The organism is Delftia deserti (genome assembly GCF_042653485.1).
Classification (GTDB): Bacteria; Pseudomonadota; Gammaproteobacteria; order Burkholderiales; family Burkholderiaceae_C; genus Comamonas; species Comamonas acidovorans.
Map to the genome: position 1 here is coordinate 2,012,848 of NZ_JBHSIH010000001.1, position 19,551 is coordinate 2,032,398.

General features: G+C 64.6%; 20 protein-coding genes. 6 read left to right on the top strand and 14 right to left on the bottom strand.

The annotated features are described in order from the left end of the window. Positions 1-10 precede the first annotated feature (10 nt). From ACFPFG_RS09600 to ACFPFG_RS09615, 4 genes are all read left to right on the top strand, one after another. On the top strand, positions 11-1,117 hold the full coding sequence (locus ACFPFG_RS09600) for an efflux RND transporter periplasmic adaptor subunit (protein WP_380106230.1): 1,107 nt from the start codon (positions 11-13) through the stop codon (positions 1,115-1,117). Further along, entirely contained in the window at positions 1,114-4,182 is a 3,069-nt protein-coding gene (locus ACFPFG_RS09605; RefSeq protein ID WP_380106232.1) for an efflux RND transporter permease subunit, read from the top strand. Before ACFPFG_RS09600 ends, ACFPFG_RS09605 begins: the two co-directional genes overlap by 4 nt. A 33-nt stretch (positions 4,183-4,215) precedes the next feature. Beyond that, on the top strand, positions 4,216-5,022 hold the full coding sequence (locus ACFPFG_RS09610) for an oxidoreductase (protein WP_380106234.1): 807 nt from the start codon (positions 4,216-4,218) through the stop codon (positions 5,020-5,022). An 85-nt stretch (positions 5,023-5,107) separates the two neighbouring features. After that, positions 5,108-6,568, top strand: a complete 1,461-nt coding sequence (locus ACFPFG_RS09615) for an MFS transporter (RefSeq protein ID WP_380106236.1) — start codon at positions 5,108-5,110, stop codon at positions 6,566-6,568. Between the two features lie 26 nt (positions 6,569-6,594). On the opposite strand, the gene ACFPFG_RS09620 is transcribed toward ACFPFG_RS09615, so the two are convergent. The 5 genes from ACFPFG_RS09620 to ACFPFG_RS09640 all read right to left on the bottom strand — a co-directional run bounded on the left by ACFPFG_RS09620 (position 6,595) and on the right by ACFPFG_RS09640 (position 10,986). Then, positions 6,595-7,278 (bottom strand): SDR family NAD(P)-dependent oxidoreductase, encoded by a 684-nt coding sequence (locus tag ACFPFG_RS09620; protein ID WP_380106238.1) that lies wholly within the window; start codon positions 7,276-7,278, stop codon positions 6,595-6,597. Between the two features lie 252 nt (positions 7,279-7,530). Beyond that, positions 7,531-8,619: an alkene reductase gene (locus ACFPFG_RS09625; protein WP_380110255.1), complete on the bottom strand. Its 1,089-nt coding sequence runs from the start codon at positions 8,617-8,619 to the stop codon at positions 7,531-7,533. 89 nt (positions 8,620-8,708) lie between these two features. After that, on the bottom strand, positions 8,709-10,046 hold the full coding sequence (locus ACFPFG_RS09630; protein WP_380106240.1) for an aldehyde dehydrogenase family protein: 1,338 nt from the start codon (positions 10,044-10,046) through the stop codon (positions 8,709-8,711). A 106-nt stretch (positions 10,047-10,152) separates the two neighbouring features. Continuing rightward, a complete protein-coding gene (locus tag ACFPFG_RS09635) occupies positions 10,153-10,359 on the bottom strand; it encodes an amidase family protein (protein ID WP_380106242.1) in 207 nt (68 codons plus the stop codon). 18 nt (positions 10,360-10,377) lie between these two features. Continuing rightward, entirely contained in the window at positions 10,378-10,986 is a 609-nt protein-coding gene (locus ACFPFG_RS09640) for an NAD(P)-dependent oxidoreductase (protein ID WP_380106244.1), read from the bottom strand. A gap of 83 nt (positions 10,987-11,069) precedes the next feature. On the opposite strand from ACFPFG_RS09640, the gene ACFPFG_RS09645 reads away from it, so the two are divergent. Then, positions 11,070-11,423, top strand: coding sequence for a winged helix-turn-helix transcriptional regulator (locus ACFPFG_RS09645; protein ID WP_380106246.1), 354 nt, complete (start codon positions 11,070-11,072; stop codon positions 11,421-11,423). A 96-nt stretch (positions 11,424-11,519) separates the two neighbouring features. Here ACFPFG_RS09645 and ACFPFG_RS09650 read toward each other — a convergent pair whose 3' ends face one another. The 9 genes from ACFPFG_RS09650 to ACFPFG_RS09690 all read right to left on the bottom strand — a co-directional run bounded on the left by ACFPFG_RS09650 (position 11,520) and on the right by ACFPFG_RS09690 (position 18,987). Continuing rightward, positions 11,520-13,514: a DUF3363 domain-containing protein gene (locus ACFPFG_RS09650; RefSeq protein ID WP_380106248.1), complete on the bottom strand. Its 1,995-nt coding sequence runs from the start codon at positions 13,512-13,514 to the stop codon at positions 11,520-11,522. Positions 13,515-13,962: 448 nt separating this feature from the next. Then, a complete protein-coding gene (locus ACFPFG_RS09655) occupies positions 13,963-14,550 on the bottom strand; it encodes a S26 family signal peptidase (protein WP_012202386.1) in 588 nt (195 codons plus the stop codon). Beyond that, positions 14,547-15,104, bottom strand: coding sequence for a DUF2840 domain-containing protein (locus tag ACFPFG_RS09660; RefSeq protein WP_380106250.1), 558 nt, complete (start codon positions 15,102-15,104; stop codon positions 14,547-14,549). The genes ACFPFG_RS09655 and ACFPFG_RS09660 overlap by 4 nt, the downstream gene beginning before the upstream one ends. Beyond that, positions 15,101-15,376 (bottom strand): hypothetical protein, encoded by a 276-nt coding sequence (locus ACFPFG_RS09665; protein WP_012202388.1) that lies wholly within the window; start codon positions 15,374-15,376, stop codon positions 15,101-15,103. Before ACFPFG_RS09665 ends, ACFPFG_RS09660 begins: the two co-directional genes overlap by 4 nt. Then, positions 15,373-16,011, bottom strand: a complete 639-nt coding sequence (parA, locus tag ACFPFG_RS09670; RefSeq protein WP_012202389.1) for a ParA family partition ATPase — start codon at positions 16,009-16,011, stop codon at positions 15,373-15,375. Before parA ends, ACFPFG_RS09665 begins: the two co-directional genes overlap by 4 nt. Positions 16,012-16,264: 253 nt before the next feature. Next, complete coding sequence (locus ACFPFG_RS09675; protein WP_380106254.1) at positions 16,265-17,122, bottom strand: replication initiator protein A; 858 nt, start codon at positions 17,120-17,122, stop codon at positions 16,265-16,267. Between the two features lie 26 nt (positions 17,123-17,148). Continuing rightward, positions 17,149-17,439: a helix-turn-helix transcriptional regulator gene (locus ACFPFG_RS09680; protein ID WP_016451569.1), complete on the bottom strand. Its 291-nt coding sequence runs from the start codon at positions 17,437-17,439 to the stop codon at positions 17,149-17,151. Positions 17,440-17,522: 83 nt separating this feature from the next. Further along, positions 17,523-18,296, bottom strand: a complete 774-nt coding sequence (locus ACFPFG_RS09685) for a DUF2285 domain-containing protein (RefSeq protein ID WP_016451570.1) — start codon at positions 18,294-18,296, stop codon at positions 17,523-17,525. 343 nt (positions 18,297-18,639) lie between these two features. Beyond that, complete coding sequence (locus ACFPFG_RS09690; RefSeq protein ID WP_012202392.1) at positions 18,640-18,987, bottom strand: DUF2958 domain-containing protein; 348 nt, start codon at positions 18,985-18,987, stop codon at positions 18,640-18,642. A 216-nt stretch (positions 18,988-19,203) separates the two neighbouring features. Between ACFPFG_RS09690 and ACFPFG_RS09695 the strand changes: the two genes are divergently transcribed. Further along, the gene (locus ACFPFG_RS09695; RefSeq protein WP_012202393.1) at positions 19,204-19,497 is read left to right on the top strand and encodes a helix-turn-helix domain-containing protein; all 294 of its coding nucleotides are present in this window, start codon (positions 19,204-19,206) and stop codon (positions 19,495-19,497) included. Positions 19,498-19,551: the final 54 nt, after the last annotated feature.

Here is a 19,551-nt window from a genome sequence, read left to right on the forward strand (position 1 = left end):
AAGGGTTCCCATGCTCCGGCGCAAGCTTGCTTCCTATGCCATCTGCCTGTTGCCGCTTGCCCTCACGGCATGCGGCGACGATCACGCCTCCGATCCACGCACAGAGGCTCCACTGGTTCGGATCGGTGCCGTCCAAGGCGCATCCACCGCATCGCGTTCATTCACGGGCGTTGTCGCGGCCCGGATTCAAAGCGATCTAGGTTTTCGCGTCACCGGCAAGGTGCTGGAGCGCCTGGTCGATACCGGGCAGACCGTCAAGCGCGGCCAGCCCCTCATGCGCATCGACCCGATCGACCTGGGCTTGCAGGCGCGCGCCCAGCAAGAGGCAGTGGCCGCCGCACAGGCGCGCGCCAAGCAAACGGCCGACGACGAAGCGCGATACCGTGATCTGGTCGCCGAAGGCGCTGTTTCAGCGTCGGCATACGATCAAATCAAAGCTGCGGCCGACTCGGCGCGGGCGCAGCTCAAGGCGGCCGAAGCGCAAGCTGACGTTGCCAGGAATGCGTCAAGCTACGCGCTGCTGCTGGCCGATGCCGATGGCGTCGTGGTCGAGACACTGGCCGAACCCGGTCAAGTCGTGAGTGCCGGGCAGCCCGTTGTTCGCCTGGCCCGGGCCGGCCAGCGCGAGGCCATCGTGCATCTGCCCGAAACCCTGCGGCCCGCCGTTGGCTCGGTTGCCAAGGCGACCCTGTACGGCCAGCGGCCGGCCCCCGTGGCGGCAAAGCTGCGCCAGCTCTCCGATGCGGCGGATCGCGTCACGCGCACTTACGAGGCCAGGTATGTGCTCGAAGGAGCGCTTGCGCAGGCCCCGCTGGGTGCGACCGTCACTGTCGAAATCTCGGATGGCAGGGCATCCACGCCTTCGCTGCAAGTCCCGATCGGCGCACTGTTCGACCCCGGCAAGGGGCCGGGCGTTTGGGTGGTCGAGGGCAAGCCTGCCAAAGTGGTTTGGCGATCTGTCCAACTGCTGGGCTTGACGGACGACGTGGCGCAGGTGACAGGCGATCTCAAGATCGGCGAGCAGGTGGTGTCGCTGGGCGCGCATCTTCTGCGTGAAGGCGAAGTCGTCAGGCCCGCCGGCCAGGGCGAGGCTGCGCCTGCTGGAGATCGTCCATGAGCGAAGGACGTTTCAATCTTTCGGCGCTCGCGGTACGCGAACGCTCCATCACGGTATTCCTGATTTTCCTGATATCCGTCGCGGGCGTGCTCGCATTCTTCCAACTCGGACGCGCCGAAGACCCGCCTTTCACGGTCAAGCAGATGACCGTCATCACGGCCTGGCCTGGGGCGACGGCGCAGGAAATGCAGGATCAGGTCGCCGAACCGCTGGAAAAGCGCATGCAGGAACTGCGGTGGTACGACCGCACGGAAACCTACACGCGCCCCGGCTTGGCATTCACGATGGTTTCGCTGCTCGATAGTGCGCCGCCGGCGGAGGTGCAGGATGAGTTCTACCAGGCCCGCAAGAAGCTCGCGGATGAAGCCCCAAAGCTGCCTGCCGGCGTCATTGGCCCGATGGTCAACGACGAGTATTCGGACGTGACGTTTGCGCTCTTTGCCCTCAAGGCAAAAGGTGAGCCGCAGCGGCGGCTGGTGCGCGACGCGGAGACGTTGCGCCAGCAGCTGCTGCATGTTCCGGGCGTGAAGAAGGTCAACATCATTGGAGAGCAGTCCGAACGCATCTTCGTGTCCTTCTCGCACGACCGCCTGGCCACGCTGGGCGTCTCGCCGCAGGACATTTTCGCGGCACTCAATAGCCAGAATGTCCTCAGCCCCGCCGGTTCCATCGAGACGAAGGGGCCCCAGATATTCGTGCGTGTCGATGGTGCGTTCGACAAGCTGGAGAAGATCCGCAACACGCCCATCAGCGCGCAGGGACGCACGTTGAAGCTGTCCGATGTGGCGACCGTCGAGCGCGGCTATGAAGATCCGTCCACCTTTCTGGTTCGCAACAATGGAGAAGCGGCGCTGCTGTTGGGCATCGTGATGCGCGACGGCTGGAATGGGCTCGATCTTGGCAAAGCGCTCGATGCGGAAACAACCAAGATCAACGCAGAATTGCCCCTGGGAATGACCTTGAGCAAGGTGACGGATCAGTCCGTCAACATCAGTTCGTCGGTGGACGAGTTCATGGTCAAGTTCTTCGTCGCCCTGCTGGTCGTGATGCTGGTCTGCTTCCTGAGCATGGGATGGCGCGTCGGCATCGTGGTCGCGGCGGCAGTGCCGCTGACGCTGGCGGCCGTGTTCGTCATCATGGCCGCCACCGGCAAGAACTTCGACCGCATCACGCTCGGCTCGCTGATTTTGGCGCTGGGTCTGCTGGTGGACGACGCCATCATCGCCATCGAAATGATGGTGGTGAAGATGGAAGAAGGCTACAGCCGCATCAAGGCCTCCGCCTATGCCTGGAGCCATACGGCGGCGCCCATGCTTTCCGGCACGCTGGTGACGGCCATCGGCTTCATGCCCAATGGCTTCGCGCGTTCGACTGCTGGCGAATACACCAGCAATATGTTTTGGATCGTCGGCATCGCCCTGATCGTTTCCTGGGTGGTCGCGGTGGCGTTCACGCCCTACCTGGGCGTGAAGCTGCTGCCAGCCATCAAGAAGGTCGAGGGTGGGCACGAAGCCATCTACAACACGCGCAACTACAACCGCTTCCGGCAGGTGCTCGGGCGTGTCATTGCGCGCAAGTGGCTGGTGGCCGGAGCAGTGGTTGGGCTGTTCGTGGTTTCGATCCTTGGCATGGGCGTGGTCAAGAAGCAATTCTTTCCGACCTCCGACCGGCCCGAGGTACTGGTCGAGGTGCAGATGCCGTATGGCACTTCGATTGAACAAACCAGCGCCGCGACGGCGAAGGTCGAAGCCTGGTTGGCACAGCAGGAAGAAGCCAAGATCGTGACCGCCTACGTCGGTCAGGGTGCGCCACGGTTTTACCTTGCCATGTCGCCCGAACTGCCCGATCCGTCGTTCGCCAAGATCGTGGTGCTGACGGGCGATCAGGAAGAACGCGAAGCCCTCAAGTTCAGACTGCGCGAGGTGATCGCCAACGGGCTGGCCTCCGAAGCTCGGGTGCGGGTGACACAGCTCGTGTTCGGCCCCTATTCGCCGTTCCCGGTCGCCTATCGCGTCATGGGGCCTGACCCGGACAAGCTGCGCGAGATCGCCGAGCGGGTCGAGACCGAAATGCAGGCCAGTCCGATGATGCGCACGGTCAATGTGGATTGGGGGCAGCGTGTACCGACCTTGCATTTCACGCTGGATCAAGATCGGCTCCAGGCCATAGGGTTGACCTCCAGCTCCGTGGCCTTGCAGTTGCAGTTCCTGCTCAGCGGGGTTCCGCTCACGGACGTGCGCGAGGATATCCGCTCGGTGCAGGTCGTTGGCCGCGCGGCCGGTGATATCCGCCTCGATCCCGCGAAGATCGCCGGGTTCACGCTGGTCGGATCGGCAGGGCAGCGCATTCCGCTGTCGCAGGTCGGCACCGTCGATGTGCGCATGGAAGATCCTGTCCTGCGCCGCCGCGACCGCACGCCGACCATCACGGTGCGTGGCGACATTGCCGAGGGGTTGCAACCCCCGGACGTTTCCAGCGCCGTCCTGAAGCAGTTGCAGCCCATCGTCGAGACGCTTCCTGCGGGCTACCGCATCGAGGAAGCCGGCTCGATCGAAGAGTCCGCCAAAGCCACCACGGCAATGGTGCCGCTGTTCCCGATCATGATCGCGCTCACGCTGCTCATCATCATTCTTCAGGTGCGCTCGATCGCGGCCATGGTGATGGTGTTTGCCACGAGCCCGCTGGGCTTGATCGGCGTGGTGCCGACCTTGCTGATATTCCAGCAGCCGTTCGGCATCAACGCACTGGTCGGCCTGATCGCGCTGTCGGGCATCCTGATGCGCAACACGCTGATCTTGATCGGGCAGATTCACCACAACGAGCAGGAAGGGTTGAGCCCCTTCAACGCCGTGGTCGAAGCGACTGTGCAGCGCGCCCGCCCGGTGATCCTGACGGCGCTGGCCGCAATCCTGGCCTTCATCCCGCTGACCCATTCGGTGTTTTGGGGGACGTTGGCCTACACGCTCATCGGTGGCACGTTCGCGGGAACGATTCTGACCCTAGTGTTCCTGCCGGCGATGTATTCCATCTGGTTCAAGATCAGGCCGGTTCCTTCGCAAAGCTGATCGCCCTCTCTCATCACACGAAAAGGAACTGCCATGTCCAAATCCAAAGTCGTTCTCATCACAGGCGTTTCTTCGGGTATCGGACGCGCCACCGCCATCAAGTTCGCAACGCAGGGGTGCCGCGTGTTCGGCACCGTGCGCAACACGGAAAAGGCGCATGCGATCCCCGGCGTGACGCTCATCGAAATGGATATCCGCGATGAAGCATCGGTGCTGCGTGGCATCGACTCCATCATTGGGCAGGCCGCACGGATCGACGTGCTGGTCAACAGCGCGGGCGTGACCCTGCTCGGCGCCATGGAAGAAACGTCGGTTGCCGAAGCTCAGACGTTGTTCGACACCAACCTCTTCGGCCTCCTGCGCACGATCCAGGCGGTGCTGCCGCACATGCGCGCGCAACATGCCGGCCGCATCGTCAATGTGAGTTCCGTGCTGGGCTTTCTGCCTGCGCCCTACATGGCGCTCTACTCGGCATCCAAGCACGCCGTGGAAGGGCTCTCCGAAACCATGGATCACGAGGTACGCCAGTTCGGGATTCGCGTCGCACTGGTCGAACCCTCGTTCACCAAGACCAATCTGGATCTCAACGCACCGCAGACCGTGCGCAAGATCCCGGACTACGGCCAACAGTTCGGCGTGGTCGCCCAGGCCATCCAGAAGAACGTCCAGAAGGCACCCGACCCCGAAGGCGTGGCCAGCACGATCGTCGATGCGGCGCTGGGGGCTTGGAAGATGCGACGCACGCCCAAAGGGGAAGCATCGCTTCTGGCCAAGCTGCGCCGCTTCATGCCTGCCGGCCCCGTCGAGAAGGGCCTGAGAAAGACGTTCGGGCTGGCCTGACCCAATCCGTGCCACCACGTAGCGGCGATGACACCATGCGCTCAGCTTCGAGAGATCACTTGCACCCACTAAGCGGAGTCGCGCCATGACCCACCCGGACAGCCATGCCACCAGATCCTCGTTGGCCCGCAACGAACAGGCCCCCACATTCAAGCCGCCCGGCGCCGTTTCGCCGTGGCCGGTTTTCTGGGTGGTCAGCGTTGCGGTGTTCCTCGTGTCCATGGATGGCACCATGCTGTTCGCGGCATTCAGTGCCTTGCGGGTGGGATTTCCGCACGCCACGCCGGCAGACTTGTCCTGGGTGCTCAATGCGTACACCGTGGTCTATGCGGCGATGCTGATTCCGGCGGGCGGATTGGCGGACAGGCACGGACGCAAGAGGATGTTCCTCGGAGGTGTCGCACTGTTTGTGGCGGCCTCCGTTGCCTGCGGCTTGGCGGGCAGCGTGGAATGGCTGGTGGCGGCAAGAGTTCTGCAAGCCATCGGCGCCGCCTTGCTCACGCCCGCATCGCTTTCGCTTGTGCTGGCCGCGTTCCCGACCACCAAGCGTGCGGTGGCCGTGAGTCTATGGGGTGCGGTCGGCGGTCTGGCTGCGGCGGTCGGCCCCAGCCTGGGTTCGTTCGTGATCGCATCGCTTGGTTGGCAGTGGGCGTTCTACCTGAACGTGCCTGTGGGCATTCTGGCGATCTGGCGCGGAGCCAGGCTGCTGACGGAGGCGAAGCAACAGACCCAGGGGCGCCCGTTGGATCTGGTCGGTATGTGCTTGCTGATCGCCGGCATCGGCGCTTTGGCACTGTCGATTGTGCAATCGGAGTCCCCGGCGTGGTCACGCCATGAACTGCTGGGCGCGGCGGGCTTCGGGTTGGTTTGTATCATCGGCTTCGTCGTTTGGGCGCGGTCTGCCTCTGCCCCGCTCGTAGATTTACGCTTGTTCCGCAACCGCACATACCGGTACGTCAATCTCGCAACGTTGAGCTTCGGCATCGCGTTCTCGATGATGTTCTTCGCGTTCTTCTTCAACATGAGCGCGATCTGGAAGTACCCGCTGCCATTGGCCGGCCTGGCCATGATGCCTGGGCCGCTGACGGTGGTGCCGGCAGCAGCGCTGTCGGGTCGCGTGGCGAGCAGGTACGGGCACCGTCCGCTGCTGCTGGTCGGGTGCCTGATCTATGCGATCAGTGCCTTGTGGTTTCTGTTCGTGCCAGACGTTGAACCGGCCTACCTCACGCAGTGGTTGCCGGGCATGTTGCTCAGTGGAGTCGGCATCGGCATGGTGATGCCGTCGCTGTCGGGCGCGGCCGTCAGTCGCCTGCCGGCTGACCATTACGCCGTGGGCGGTGCCGTCAACCAAGCCATTCGGCAAATCGGCTCGGTCATGGGCGTTGCCCTGACCGTGCTGCTGCTTGAGAGTTCCGACTTGCAGCGTGCCGACTTCGACGCAATCTACCTGTGCCACATGTGCTTGGCGCTGATAACCGCGGTGTTGTGCCTGCCTGTCAGCACATCGCCTGCCGCCATTGCCATATCCTATTCCGCTGGGGACTAGTCCAGAAAAACCGTAAGGAGCATTGGTCAGGTCGCAACGGGTGCGCCGTTGTAGACGATTTCCGTGTCAGCGACCGTGCCTTCGTGCAGCTTCACAAACTCAGCCGCGATCACGTCCGGATCGAAGGTGGCGCCCCGAGCCGTTGGGCCGTTGACAGTGAGGAGTCCAACCCGCACGCCGCTCCCGGCCAGATCCTCTGCCAAGGTCAGGGCGACCGACCGCATGGCAGACTTGCCAGCACTCAACGTGCCGAAGCCGTTGGCCATGGGGGTGAGTGCCATCCCGTTGCCGGTGAAGAGCAACGAGCCCTCGCCTGCTGCCACCATCGCTGGCGCGAAAAGGTAAGCCAGGTGCTGTGCGGCACCGGCGTTCACCAGCAGGCTCCACGCGAATCCTGCAGGGTCCACCTTGTGCGTTGGGCCCGCAGGCTGCGATGTGTACGCGTTGAACAATACGACACTGGGGTCGCCGTCCGCCCACGCGCGGATATCGCGTGCAGCGGCGCCAATGGACGGGCCGTCTGCGCCGTTCGCCACGAACCCTTTCACCGTGGCCCCGGCGGCCTTGAACTGCGCGACGAGCCGCGCAAGCTTCGATTCGTTTCGCGCGACAAGGGCGAGCTGATAGCCGAGCGCAGCAAACTCTCGGGCAGCCGCCCAGCCAATGCCGGGCCCCATGCCGAAGATGACGGCAGTCTTGCTAAGGGACATAGGAACTCCTCTGCATTCGACACTGGCGCGCATCACTAGCGCGCGGAAATGAGCCACAAGACCGGCCATTTCGGATGGCGGTCTCGGCATGCGACGCCCTGGACCTGAGAGGCGGGCGCGGTCTATACCGGCCCGCCCTCCCTAGGCACGCTCGCTGCAAGTGCTTGGATACTGAACGTCGTGCCCCATCGCCATCACGGAGATGCGTCACCATGACATCGCCACCGTGGCATTGCGCCTATGGCGCAACGTTCATTCGGACGCAGGGTAGTCGATATAGCCGTGGTCCGTTCCGCCATAAAAAGTGCTGGGATCAGCCTGGCTGAGGGGGGCATCGGTCCGGTAGCGTGCAACCAGGTCGGGGTTGGCGATAAACGGCACGCCAAACGCGATGAGATCCGCTCCCTGGTTGGCCAGCGCCTGCTCTGCGGTTTCCTTGTCGTAGCCCCCGTTGAGAATGAAGGGGCCGGTAAAGAGCTTGCGCAGGGCGGGAGCGATCGGCTCCTTGCTCTCTTTCGGGGCCATGAAGTGGCCTGGCAGCGCCTCCATCACGTGCAGGTAGGCGAGCCCGAGCCGCTCAAGCTGCCCCGCTAGGTAGCTGAAGGTTTCCCGCGGGTTCGCGTCGGAGATGCCACCCAAGTTCGCACTCGGTGACATCTTGTAGCCGACACGGCCGGCTCCAAACACGTCCACCGCCGCCTGCACCACTTCGAGGGCAAAACGGGCGCGGTTCTCGACGCTGCCGCCGTATTCATCGGTACGCAAGTTGGTGCCGCTTTGCAGGAACTGGTCAATGAGGAAGCCGTTGGCGCCGTGAACTTCAACGCCGTCGAATCCAGCGGCTTGAGCATTCTTGGCGGCTTGGCGGTAGTCCTCCACGATGGCCTTCACCTCGTGGGTTTCGAGGGCGCGTGGCGTGGGCACTTCCTCCATGCCACTGCCCGTGTAGGCAGTGGCCGTGGGCTTCACGGCTGAAGGAGCCACCGGCAGTTCGCCGGCGTGAAAGTAAGGGTGCGACACCGCACCCACGTGCCAGAGCTGGATGAAGATGCGGCCACCGGCGGCGTGCACGGCCTGCGTGACCAGTTTCCAGCCCGCGATCTGCTCGGCAGAGTGGATACCGGGCGTATCGATGTACCCCACGCCTTGAGGCGAGATCTGGGAGCCTTCACTAACGATCAGGCCTGCGGTGGCGCGCTGCGCGTAGTAAGTTGCGGTGGAAGCCGTGGGGACCTTGCCGGCGTTCTGGGCGCGGCTGCGCGTCATCGGGGCCATCACCAAACGGTTGGGCAGGGTCAGGGCGCCGACTTGGAACGGCGTGAAAAGAAGGAAAGCACTCATGAATGGCTCGTGGCTCGAAAGTAAAAGACGGGAAATGGTGTGGTGCATGCGCTCGCCTGCGCAATCCCAGGCAAGCGCAAGCATCTCGTTCAGCCCTGCAACGGGCGGGCGTAGGCCACGGCACGGGCATGCGAGAGCTCGCGGAAGCCGTACTCGCCGTGGTAGTGGCCCATGCCACTCTCGCCCACGCCGCCGAACGGCAGCGCCTTGTCCATGTAGTGGGGTGCCCAGCCGTTGATGGACACCCCGCCCGAGGACGTGTTCTCGATCACGCGGGTGATGAATGCCTCGTTGTTCGAGATCAAAAACAGCGCCAGCGGCTTGGTGCTGGCCTGCACGTGGGCAATGGCTGCCTCGGCATCGTCGTAGCCGATGACGGGCAGCAAGGGTCCAAAAATCTCGTTCTGCAGCACGTCGGCGTCAGGCGGCACGTCCAGCAAGATGGTCGGCTCGATGAGCAGCTTCGAAGCATCAGTGCCCCCGCCGAAGGCGACCTTGGCCCCACGCGCCTTCGCGTCGGTCAGGTAGCCCTGCAGCCGCTGGAAGCCCCGCTCGTTGATGATGCGGCTGCTGCGGGCGGGCTGGTACACACCATCGACGTAGAACATCTGGCGATAGAAGTCGCTGAACTGGGCCACAAACTCGTCGCGCCGGGCATTGGGCACCAGCACGTAGTCCGGGCTGATGCAGACCTGCCCACCGTTGAAGGACTTGCCGATGCCCATCTGTTGGATGGCATCGCCGAAATTGGAGGTTTCGTCCACGATCAGTGGCGACTTACCGCCCAGCTCTAGCGTGACGGAAGCCAAGTGCTTGGCGGCAGCAGCCATCACCGTGCGGCCCACCCGGCGACTGCCGGTCAGAAAAATATGGTCGAACGGCAGTTCAAGCAGCAGGTCGGCTACTTCCACATCGCCCTCGAATACCGCGACTTCATTCTCAGCAAAGACCTCGCGCAGGATCGCGGCGGCCACCCGGCCCGACGCCGGGGACACTTCGTTGGGCTTCACGATGACCGTGTTGCCAGCGGCAATGATCGGCACCAGCGGCTCGAAGAGCAGCGTGAAGGGGAAGTTCCAGGCCGAAAACAGCAGCACCACGCCTTTGGCCTCGTAACGCACATAGGCCGAAGCCGCCACCGTTGCATTGACAGGTACAGGTGCCATCCACTCTTCGAGATTCTCTACCGCCTGGTCGATGGCGGCCAGGATCCCGAAGGTTTCAAAGCTTCCGTTGTCATCCACGGGCCGTCCGATGTCTTCGAACAGCGCCGTTTGGATCGCGTCGCCGTGCGCCACGATCGCCTCGCGCAGGCGCAACAGGCGGGCTTTGCGCGTGTCGGCCGTCGACTTGCGAACGGCCCAGGAGTTGGCTTGTTGCGCGGCGAATACGCGCTGGATGTCTTCTTTGGAAATGGAAGTGCTCATGGCAGGTAACCCTTGGTGATGGTCAAGCCATGACTCTAAGGTTATACCTACATTTATGGAAGTACTTACCCTAGAGTGCGTATCGTGACGATCATCAAAGAACATTTCACCGACCAGAAAAAATACCCAAATGCGCGTCCTCCGCCGGAATACGACTCTCGTATTGCGCGCTGCCCGCCGTGGTGCGCGTGCCGGCTGTGTCGATCGCATTTTTCACTGCAAGCGGAATACCGTGCAGCGGCCTCGACTCGGCTAATGCCTTTCCTCTAAGCCGCCTCCATCCGGATCGTGATCCCCAGATTGGCCCGATCAAGACATCTCAGACGAACTCTCAGTAGGCGGCAGTAAAGCGCGCTCGACTGTGGCGGTGTTGCTCAAGTTCATCGACTATCGCAATAGCGTAGTCAGAAAAGCTGATCTTGCTTTCGCCTGCCTCATCGACAACAAGCTGATCAGAGCCCAATCGGTAACGGCCTAGACGTGGCCCCTCGAAAATCAAGGCGGCTGGCGAAAAGAACGTCCAGTCGATCGTCTGCTCCGCGCGGATGGCGTTGAGAAACGCAATGCCTCCTAAGGCAGCGGGCTTCCAGGCTTCAGGAAAATCGGGGTCGTTAACGACTCGCTTGCCAGGCGCGACCTCCAGACTACCTGCGCCTCCGGTGATCAGAAGGCGCCCGACGCCGGCCTGATTCAACGCCGCGGTGAGCGTTTCTACAGGCACGTCGAAGTGCAGCGCGCTGATCACGGCATCGCAACCGCGGATGAGGAAGGAGAGCGCCTTGGGTTCCAGGGCGTCGCCTTTCAGCGCTGTCACTCCTGCAGCGCTTGGAATGGCCTCAGGCTTGCGTGCGATGGCTTGTACCTGATGGCTGCGCGCAGCCAGTTCCTTCGTGATCTCTGACCCGGCGCGACCGCTCGCGCCCAGAACTGCAACTTTCATGTGAACGCCTTTTAGTGATGGTCAAGCCATGACTCTAGGTCTATACTTTCACTCTTGAAAGTACTTACCCCGGAGTAAGCGTCATGACGGCCATCAAAGAGCGCTCCACTGTCCAGAAGAACAAGAAGGCCGTGCTCGAGGTCTGTCCCGTCACATATGTGATGGAGCGCATTGGTGGGTACTGGAAGCCAGTCATCCTTTATCAGCTCTCGTTTGGCGATAAACGCTACAGCGAGCTGCGTAGGCGCATGCCTGGCGTCTCAGAGAGGGTACTTATACAAAATCTGAAACAACTTGAGGCGGATGGCCTGGTGGCGCGAGAAGCGAAACCCGTGGTCCCGCCCTATGTCACTTACAGCCTCTCGCCGTCTGGCCGTGACTTGCAGCCGGTGATGATGGCCATGGTGGAATGGGCCGAAAAGAACGCATCCAAGTAGGACAGGCGAGTGAAAGACTCTACGCACGGTTCCAAATGGGCGCTTGAAGACTGGATAGCGTTGGAGATTGGCTCAACGCCGATACTGAATCAAAAGTCATCCGACTGACGGCCCTCTGGCCCGCCCAACCTCCCAAGACACACCACCGGCGCGCACCGTCACGGCGATCTGCTGCCCCAGCCGCTGTTCGATCACCGGCCGCCACGGCACCAGGCTGAACTCCATGCCGTCATCAAGCATGGCGTAACGCCCGCTCGCCAGCATGACAGAGCGCCGATAGATGCCGGCGACGCGCTGCCCGTCGGCTACCGGGCGATGCTCCAGGCCGGTTTCGGCAGCAATGTCCTTCGCGGCCTGCGCCAGTTCCCGATTTCGCAGCGTGCCCAGCAGGTTGCGGGCGAGGATCACGCGCTGCCCGCGTCGCTCGGCCAGCCCCTGTTCGGCCAGGAAGTTGGCGCGCTGCTGCAAGGCTTGCTTGGCATCGCCACCAAAGCCCAGGTCGCCCAATCCCCGCCCGCCGCCGATCAGTTGCTGGTCGAGCCAGGTGGCACCGATCACGCGGGCCTGCCGCTCGATGGGCAGGTGCGATTTCAGTTCCACGGCCACGCCGCCCAGGCGCTGCGCGTCGTACTGGCGGCCACGCTCGGCCAGGTCGTCCGGCACCTTCCATAACCCTTCGGCGACGCGCTCCACGATGCCGGCACGGCGCAGGGCTTCCAGCCGCCGGACGTGGGCGGCGACAACCTCCTGCGGGTCGCGTCCGGGCGTGGTCCGGCCCTGTTCGATGGCCAGGTGATGATCGGTGCGGTACAGGCCATCGCTCGCCAGCGCGGCGATGTTCTTGTCGGCGGCGCGCACGTCGGCCGAACCCTTCACTTCCACCACCGCGCCCGTAGGGTAGTTCGCCAGCTCGTCACGGGCGTTCAGTGCGACGTAGAGGGCCTTCCCGTCCACGCCGTCGATGACCAGATAACCGCGGTCGTGCAGCTCGTCAGCCAGCCCCTTGGCAGCCACGCGGCCGACGATGGTGCGGCCGTCGTCGCCCGGCTCGAACACCGCCAGCTCGCGCGGCTGGCCGCTCATGGCCCGCTGCATGGTGCGGATGATGTCGCCACGCTCGCCCAAGGCGCGCAAGGTCTTCTCGGCATCGGCATGGATGGCCCAGGAGCCGGGCTGCGTCTCGTCGGCCAGGCCCAAGCGCTGCAAGCGTTGCAGACGGCCGATCAGCAGCAGGCGCTGGCGTTGCAAGTTCGGCTCGTTGAAGCGTTCGATTCGCACCCGGCCATCCTCGCCGGCCTCGCGTTGCAGCGTGCGGTCGAGGCTCGTCCACCGCTCCTGTTCCACCTCGCGCCCCAAGGTCTGCTGGATCTCCAGTTCGGTGCGCGGCCCCAACCATTCGGTCGCCAGTTCGGCGGCCCGATGGCGAAAGCCGTGGGCGATGTAGTCGCCGGCGATGATGAGGTCTTTGCCGGCGTCGTCGCGTCCGCGCACTATCAGGTGGGTGTGCGGGTTGTCGGTGTTCCAGTGATTGACCGCCACCCAATCGAGCCGTGTGCCCAGGTCGGCTTCCATGCGGTTCACCAGATGCCGGGTATAAGTGCGCAGGTCGTCCAGCTCGGCCCCGTCCTCAGACGAGACGATGAAGCGGAAATGGTGCCGGTCGTCAGCGGCCCGCACCTTGAAGGCATCGAGGTCGGCTTCGTCGGCCTGTGGCCCGTAGGCCCGGCCCGGTTCGCCATCGCGGCCCGCGCCGTCGCGCTCAACGTAGCGCAGATGCTTGGCGAGCGATTGCGGGCTGGCATTGCGTTGATTGACCAGCAGGGTCTTGATCGTCACGCGCCGAGACATGGGCGTCAGCTTCGCCCCGGCGAAACGCGCCGCCGTATGGCCGCGCCCCAGGCGCGAGCCGGGCCGCTGGCCTGCGCGGGCGCCGCTGCCACTGCCTGCGGAGTGGCGCATCGCCGACTTGCCGCCGCTGGCCTTGCCGGCCTGCTTGAGTACCTTGGAAACGAAGCTCTGCCCCTGGCCCTTGCCACGGTTCTTGAGGGCGCTGGGGCGCACCCGGAAATCGTCATCGCGGCGGTCGGTCATGGCTGTGCCCCCTGCAAGCTCCGGCGTGTCCTGTCGTGCGGAGCACGCGGACATGCCTGCATTGGCGCGGCCCTCGCGCCGAACGCGGCACGGCGGCAAAGCCGCTCCGTGCCGCGCCACCCCCATGTGCAGACAGGCTTTCGACGCGGCCCGGTGCCGCGTCCTTTTGTCTTGCCTTCCGCATTTGCCTCCCGCATCCGCTCCCGGCAATCGCGGCCCGGTGGCGCTGCTGCACCAGCAGCCAGCGCGCCGGCGAACGCGGATACGGCCGCAGGCCGGGCGCGTTCGAGGCAAGACGCCTGCACGTTGGACGGCTGCGCCGGAGACAGCGCGAAGTGCGGTGCGAATGCACCCGCACTGCACGCGCGACGACACGGCGACGACCAGCAGGACGACACGCCCGATGGCACGATGAGATGCATGGCAACGTGCAGCGAATCGACGGCCATCATGGGCGGGATTCCAGCCAGATCGGATGCGCGACGCCGATCACGGCGGATGCGCTGACCGGCCCGAAATACCGGCTGTCGAACGACGCCGGGTTGGTCACGCTCAAGAGGAACAGTTCGCCAGGCCGAAGCTGGCGGCACTGCCGCCAGGAAGGCAGCGGACGGCCCAGCCGGTCGGCGGGCAGCACGGCGGCCACCGGCACGCCGTCGATCCAGACCAGCGCATCAAACACGCACACCGTTTGCGGCGCGACGGCGCCCACGCGCTTGAGCAGCGGCACGCGCGCCGGCAGGTAGCGGCGCTGCGCGGCCAGCGCGGCGGTGTCTGCCGGCAACGTGGTCAAGACGATGCTGCCAACGGACAAAGGCTGGTGCAGCGAGTCGGTACGCTGGTGGAGCGGTTCCACGCGATACCAGCCGACCGCCACGCTGTCGGACGGGTTGTAGATGATGCGCGGCAGCGGATGCACGAAGGACGCCCAGGCCAGCGCAGCGAGGCCGCAGGCAGACAGGCACGCGAGCACGATGCGAGCGCGCAGGCGTGAGCGAGGACGCGGCGCGGTGCCGACAGTCGAAACGGCGGTCATGGCAGCGCCCTCCCGATGAGCCATCCGGCGTGCCGCTCGGCGGTGTATTCGGGCAGCGGCAGGCGCGCAGCGAGCCGGTTGGCGAGCGTGCGCCAGTACGCGGGTGAAGCGGCGGATGGCGCGATCCCCAGCGCCTCGATGGCGTCGATGCGCTCCAGCACGGCGCGCACCTGGTTCTCGCCCTCGGTGTGCAGCAGCAGGCGTGCGCCCGGCTGCACACCGGGGATGCGCTGCGCCGCGTCCAGCGGCGTGCAAGCCTGCATCACCATGAGCTGCCAGCGAACAGTGCCGTAGTCGGTGGACTGCCAGCGAATGCGGCAGAACATGGCATTCGGCATGAATACGGCGAGACTGCGCCAGCGGTCGAGCCGCAGCGTGCGCGCCGGTTCGCCGAAGCGCAGGTAGAGCTTGAAACGGTGCTCCAGGAAGGCCAGCGAAACGCGCGTTAGCGGCGTTGATGTTGGCCCCGTCGCGTGTGCTAGGAGTGGCGGCGACGGTGCAGCCGTGGCCGCGAAGGCAACAGGCGCGGGGGCAGACGAAGCGGATGTGGTCATGGTGTGTTCTCCCTGCGTTGTTCTGGAAACTCGCGCTCCAGCAGGCCGCGCAGCAGTTCGGCCACCGTCACGCCTTGCGTGAACGCCGACACCTTGATGCGCGCCCGCATTGCGGGCGTGATGTCGAGCGTCAGGCGTGCGGTGTAGAGGTCGCCCTTGCCCAGCGCATCGGCGTCGCCCTGGCGAATCCACGCCTCGGCGTGCGGATTCGCGGGCGGACGCGCGCCGATGCCGACGCGCTTTGTCGTGCGCTTGCTGGCGGGGCTGCTCATGTCGGCCACCGCAGCAGTTCGTCCACCAGTGCGGTGATTTCGCGCGCGGCGACGCTGTCCGGCGCCGTCTCGCGTGCCAGCCGGCCAGCAGCCACGCTGTCGGCGAACACGATGCGTTGATGCACTTCCGCGCGCAGCGCAGGAAGCGGCTGCTCGGCCAGCGCGCCGCGTGCTTCGCGTCCGATCACCGTGGTGCTCACGCGCCGGTTGATGACGAAGGCCGCGCGCAGCGCAGGCCGAAACACCTGCGCCTCGCGGATCAGCGCCACCATCTCGGCGCTGGCCCACAGGTCGTAGGGGCTGGGCTGCACCGGGATCAGCACGCGCTCGGCCGCCAGCAGCGAGGAGCGCGCCAAGGCGGCGATGCGCGGCGGCCCGTCGATGACGACGTGATCGGCCCGCCTGGCGAGTTCTGGCGCTTCCTGGTGCAGCGTTTCGCGTGCGAGGCCCACGGCGCTGAACAGCCTTGGCAAACCTTGCTGGCTGCGGCGCTGCGTCCAGTCCAGCGCGGAGCCTTGCGGGTCGGCGTCCAGCAACACGACGTGTTGGCCGCGCATCGCCAGCTCGCCAGCGATGTGGGTAGCCAGCGTGGTTTTGCCGACGCCGCCTTTCTGGTTGAGCAGCGCGACGATCATGGCCTGGCCCTCCCTGTTGGAAAGCCCGGTTGTTGCCGCTGTGCTTCGCGCCGCGTGGCGGTTTTCCACCGAGGTGCGGCGCTTCTACTACCAGTTAGATGTTTTAAGTTAGGGAAGTTAGGGGAGGCCGAAACCCGCGCCGTTATTGGCTTTGCGGCCGATCCGTACTCCTGATAGCACGAGAGTCGTACTCCCGATAGCACGATACCTCGTACTCCTGATAGCACGAGCCCGTCCACAAGCTGCGCACCGTTTATCCCCGTGCCGCGAACGGCACGGGCCGGAAGGTCAGCAGCTCGGCGCTGTTGTCCGGCATCCGCTCGATGCCTAGGACGTAGCCGGGCAGCGACTGCCGCGCGACCAGTGCGCGCAGGTCGTAGGCGAAGTCTGAGAAGCGCGTGGCACTGCCCGATTTCCGATACAGGTGTCGGAAATCGAATTGCCAACCACCCGACTGTCGCCCGCCGTGTTTGCGCACCAGCCGGTACAGCCATCGCTCGATGCCGCCCGTGAGCCGGAAATACGCTGGGTCGATGGTCAGCACCAGCGCGGCATCCATGACGCCCGCGTAAAACCAGTCCGGCAGGATCAGCTCCAGCCCTAAGGGCGTGCCCTTGGTATCGGCCAGTTCCTTCCATTCGTTGATCCACGAGAAGCGGTGCAGCCGTCTTCCCGTGGTCTCCCGAATGGACGTGGCCACCGTCGTGGATTGCAGGCGATCCAAGGCCGCCTTGAGGCGCTGGTAGTCGCGCAGCGACGTACCGCGCCCAATGAATCGCTGGATCTCGTAGGGCGTGGCCTGCATGAGCCGCGATGGACGCAAGCCCGCGTCGCGCGCCTCCACAATCTGCGAAGCCGCCCAAATGAGCACATCTGCATCCCAAATCGTGGCGATGCCATGCTCCTGCGTTCCCTCCACGCGGATCGTGATGCCGCTGGCGCGGAAGTCGATCGGCGCCACGCGCCGCGACTTCGCCAGCGAGAAGAACGGAAAGGCCATCAAATCCTGGCTGTCGCGCGGCGCCATGTCGCCCGGCAGGGCACGGAACAGGTCGAGCTGTTCGCGCTCTGGCACGAGCCGCTGCCGGGACGGCAGCGCAGGGCTGGACATGGCGAAAGCCACCCGCGCGCCAGCGGTCAGCGCGCACGGCTGTCCGCCGAATGCTGCTCGGCGTACTCGGGATCGGATGTGCTCTCGAAGCTGCGCTCGGAAGCCCAGGCATCGAGATCGGCCACGGCGTACATGACGCGGCGGCCGAATTTGCGGAACTTGGGGCCGCCGCCCAGCACGCGCTGCTTTTCCAGCGTGCGCGGTGACAGTCGCAGGTAGTCGGCGGCTTCGTCGTTGGTGAGATAACGCTGCGGTTGCGCGACAGCGGCCGAGGTGGTTGCGGGAGCGGCGGCAGGCCGCAAGGGAGCAGGACGCATGGTGAGAACCTCCATCGGTTGCAGGGCTCCGGCCACACAGCGCAACCGGATGGAGGCAGTCTCAGAAAATGAAGCTCTCTTGCTCAGGGTCGTTTTGCGTGGCCTTCAAAACGACCCTTCTCAAGCGGCGCAAGCTGTGCTAGGCGGCGATAGCCGCCGCGCATCAGCGCATCGCCGCGCCGCGTCAGGCGGCGCACCTTGGAGCGCAGGCCGCCGTCGCTGTACCAACCGGCTGCGGCATCCACGCCGAACAAGCCTTCGGCCACATCGCGCAAGGACGCACCCGCCAGGGTTGCGTCGAGCGCCTGCAAGGTGTGCAGTTCCAGCAAGGCCGAATGCGATGGCCGGGGCCGAGCATTGGCCAGCGCCGCACCGGGCGCATGGCCGCGTGCAGGTGCGGCAGCACCGCCGTGATGGGCATAGGCGACAGCCATGCCGTCCTCCAGGCCGGGTGCCAGCGCGAAGCGCAGGCAATGGCCAGGGCTGCGCGCGATCAGCACCAGCCGCTTGCCATCGTGGATCAATTGCTTGTGACCAGGGATGCGCCAGAACGCGAAGGCGGTGGCATTCTGCGGTGGGTCGGCATCGGGGTAGAGCTGCACCACGCCGGCATGGCCGGGGAGCCAGGCCGGATGCGCGTCGCGCGCATCCAAGGCTGGGTCTTCCAGCAGGCGTAAGCCCCAGCGATGCGCCGCGTGCTGTGCCGCCTGCGGCCGGCGATGACGGTGCAGCCAGTCGAGCCGGTAGTCGGGATGGCGCCGCAGGTACTCCCAGGCCAGTGCGAGTGCATCGAGCCGCAGAACGTAGAGGTAGGCGGCGGTGGGATACCAGTGCGGGAAATGGTGAGGGCTGACCATGACGAAAGCTCCTGTCGAACAGCAGGAACGTCGCCACGGGCCGATCAAAACGAAGCTATCGCATCCAGATCAAAACCATCATCTGCATCAATTCAAGCATGTAACATGCGGTGTCAAGACTGATTGGCTCCGGTGTATTGCGAATCCCGTCCGAATGCGACGACCGCCCGACCCGACAACGTCATGCGGCACAAAACACCGTGCCCGTACCCGCATAAAAGATCGTGACTGATTGGGTCACACCAGCACGGGTTGAATGCAAGAGTGCGGATTCAGACCGGACAGGTCTGGAATAAGACTGAAATAGTCCCAATACGCCCCGCTTGGCCGCAGTGCGAACGGTTCAATCGAGGATGGAACCATTCTCCTGGGCCAGCCGCAGATATTCCGACAGCGGGCGTGCCGCCTGAAAATACCGATCCCGCATCACGGGCTGCTTGCGTGGCCCGACGATGGATTCCAGATCGGACAGCTTCACGGTGCCCAGCTCGGGCATTCCCAGCCCCAGGTCGATCAGGCCAAAGGCCGTATCGCCATCGGCCGGATCGAGCGCGGCCAGCAGCCAAGTGAGATGCGCGTCCGGCGTGAACAACCGCACCACGGGCAACGGGTCGATGGAGCCGCCAGCGGCGCGATTCTGGCCGTGGGCCAGCAACTGCCTGCGCTCGTCCTCGGTGATGAGTCGGTTCATGGGCAGCCCTTTCTTGGAACAAATCCACCGAAGCGTGAAAGCGTAAAGCCGTATCGGCGGATTTGAGGAAATGCACGGATTCGGTTTTGTGCTTCCGTGAAAAACCGCAAATGCGTATTTCTGTAAAGACGTAGAAGCACGAAAAAGGATTGATTCGGAATGAATGAGTTAAAGATAACGTGGTTTTAATTGTGCTGCGAATTGACGCTTCTGTCTATGCAGAAGCGAACCGTCCAGCGCGGCCGACCGGCCGGCTCCACCACCCATGACGCCGAGCTGGCCCACGCCTTCGGCGCGGCGGTGCGTGCTCTGCGGATGGAGCGCGGCATCGCGCAGGAATCGCTGGCACACCAGGCCGGCATCGAGCGTTCCCACATGGGGAAGATCGAGCGCGGCGAGCACATGCCCACGCTGGCGATCATTTTCAAGATCGCTGGCGCGCTCGAATGCAGCACGGCAGTGCTAATGAGCGAGGCTGAAAGCCAGCTCGCAGCGGCGGCCCCGCCGTAGGCGCTGGCCCGGCCGATCCGGCGCAAGCCGGTTCGGCGGTGTTCAAGGGGCGCC

What these genes read in the sequence shown, in the direction of transcription:
- ACFPFG_RS09600 (WP_380106230.1), top strand. Translation starts at nt 11, where the DNA reads ATGCTCCGGCGCAAGCTTGCTTCCTATGCCATCTGCCTGTTGCCGCTT.
- ACFPFG_RS09605 (WP_380106232.1), top strand. Translation starts at nt 1,114, where the DNA reads ATGAGCGAAGGACGTTTCAATCTTTCGGCGCTCGCGGTACGCGAACGC.
- ACFPFG_RS09610 (WP_380106234.1), top strand. Translation starts at nt 4,216, where the DNA reads ATGTCCAAATCCAAAGTCGTTCTCATCACAGGCGTTTCTTCGGGTATC.
- ACFPFG_RS09615 (WP_380106236.1), top strand. Translation starts at nt 5,108, where the DNA reads ATGACCCACCCGGACAGCCATGCCACCAGATCCTCGTTGGCCCGCAAC.
- ACFPFG_RS09620 (WP_380106238.1), bottom strand. Translation starts at nt 7,278, where the DNA reads ATGTCCCTTAGCAAGACTGCCGTCATCTTCGGCATGGGGCCCGGCATT.
- ACFPFG_RS09625 (WP_380110255.1), bottom strand. Translation starts at nt 8,619, where the DNA reads ATGAGTGCTTTCCTTCTTTTCACGCCGTTCCAAGTCGGCGCCCTGACC.
- ACFPFG_RS09630 (WP_380106240.1), bottom strand. Translation starts at nt 10,046, where the DNA reads ATGAGCACTTCCATTTCCAAAGAAGACATCCAGCGCGTATTCGCCGCG.
- ACFPFG_RS09640 (WP_380106244.1), bottom strand. Translation starts at nt 10,986, where the DNA reads ATGAAAGTTGCAGTTCTGGGCGCGAGCGGTCGCGCCGGGTCAGAGATC.
- ACFPFG_RS09645 (WP_380106246.1), top strand. Translation starts at nt 11,070, where the DNA reads ATGACGGCCATCAAAGAGCGCTCCACTGTCCAGAAGAACAAGAAGGCC.
- ACFPFG_RS09650 (WP_380106248.1), bottom strand. Translation starts at nt 13,514, where the DNA reads ATGACCGACCGCCGCGATGACGATTTCCGGGTGCGCCCCAGCGCCCTC.
- ACFPFG_RS09655 (WP_012202386.1), bottom strand. Translation starts at nt 14,550, where the DNA reads ATGACCGCCGTTTCGACTGTCGGCACCGCGCCGCGTCCTCGCTCACGC.
- ACFPFG_RS09660 (WP_380106250.1), bottom strand. Translation starts at nt 15,104, where the DNA reads ATGACCACATCCGCTTCGTCTGCCCCCGCGCCTGTTGCCTTCGCGGCC.
- ACFPFG_RS09665 (WP_012202388.1), bottom strand. Translation starts at nt 15,376, where the DNA reads ATGAGCAGCCCCGCCAGCAAGCGCACGACAAAGCGCGTCGGCATCGGC.
- parA (WP_012202389.1), bottom strand. Translation starts at nt 16,011, where the DNA reads ATGATCGTCGCGCTGCTCAACCAGAAAGGCGGCGTCGGCAAAACCACG.
- ACFPFG_RS09675 (WP_380106254.1), bottom strand. Translation starts at nt 17,122, where the DNA reads ATGTCCAGCCCTGCGCTGCCGTCCCGGCAGCGGCTCGTGCCAGAGCGC.
- ACFPFG_RS09680 (WP_016451569.1), bottom strand. Translation starts at nt 17,439, where the DNA reads ATGCGTCCTGCTCCCTTGCGGCCTGCCGCCGCTCCCGCAACCACCTCG.
- ACFPFG_RS09685 (WP_016451570.1), bottom strand. Translation starts at nt 18,296, where the DNA reads ATGGTCAGCCCTCACCATTTCCCGCACTGGTATCCCACCGCCGCCTAC.
- ACFPFG_RS09690 (WP_012202392.1), bottom strand. Translation starts at nt 18,987, where the DNA reads ATGAACCGACTCATCACCGAGGACGAGCGCAGGCAGTTGCTGGCCCAC.
- ACFPFG_RS09695 (WP_012202393.1), top strand. Translation starts at nt 19,204, where the DNA reads ATGCAGAAGCGAACCGTCCAGCGCGGCCGACCGGCCGGCTCCACCACC.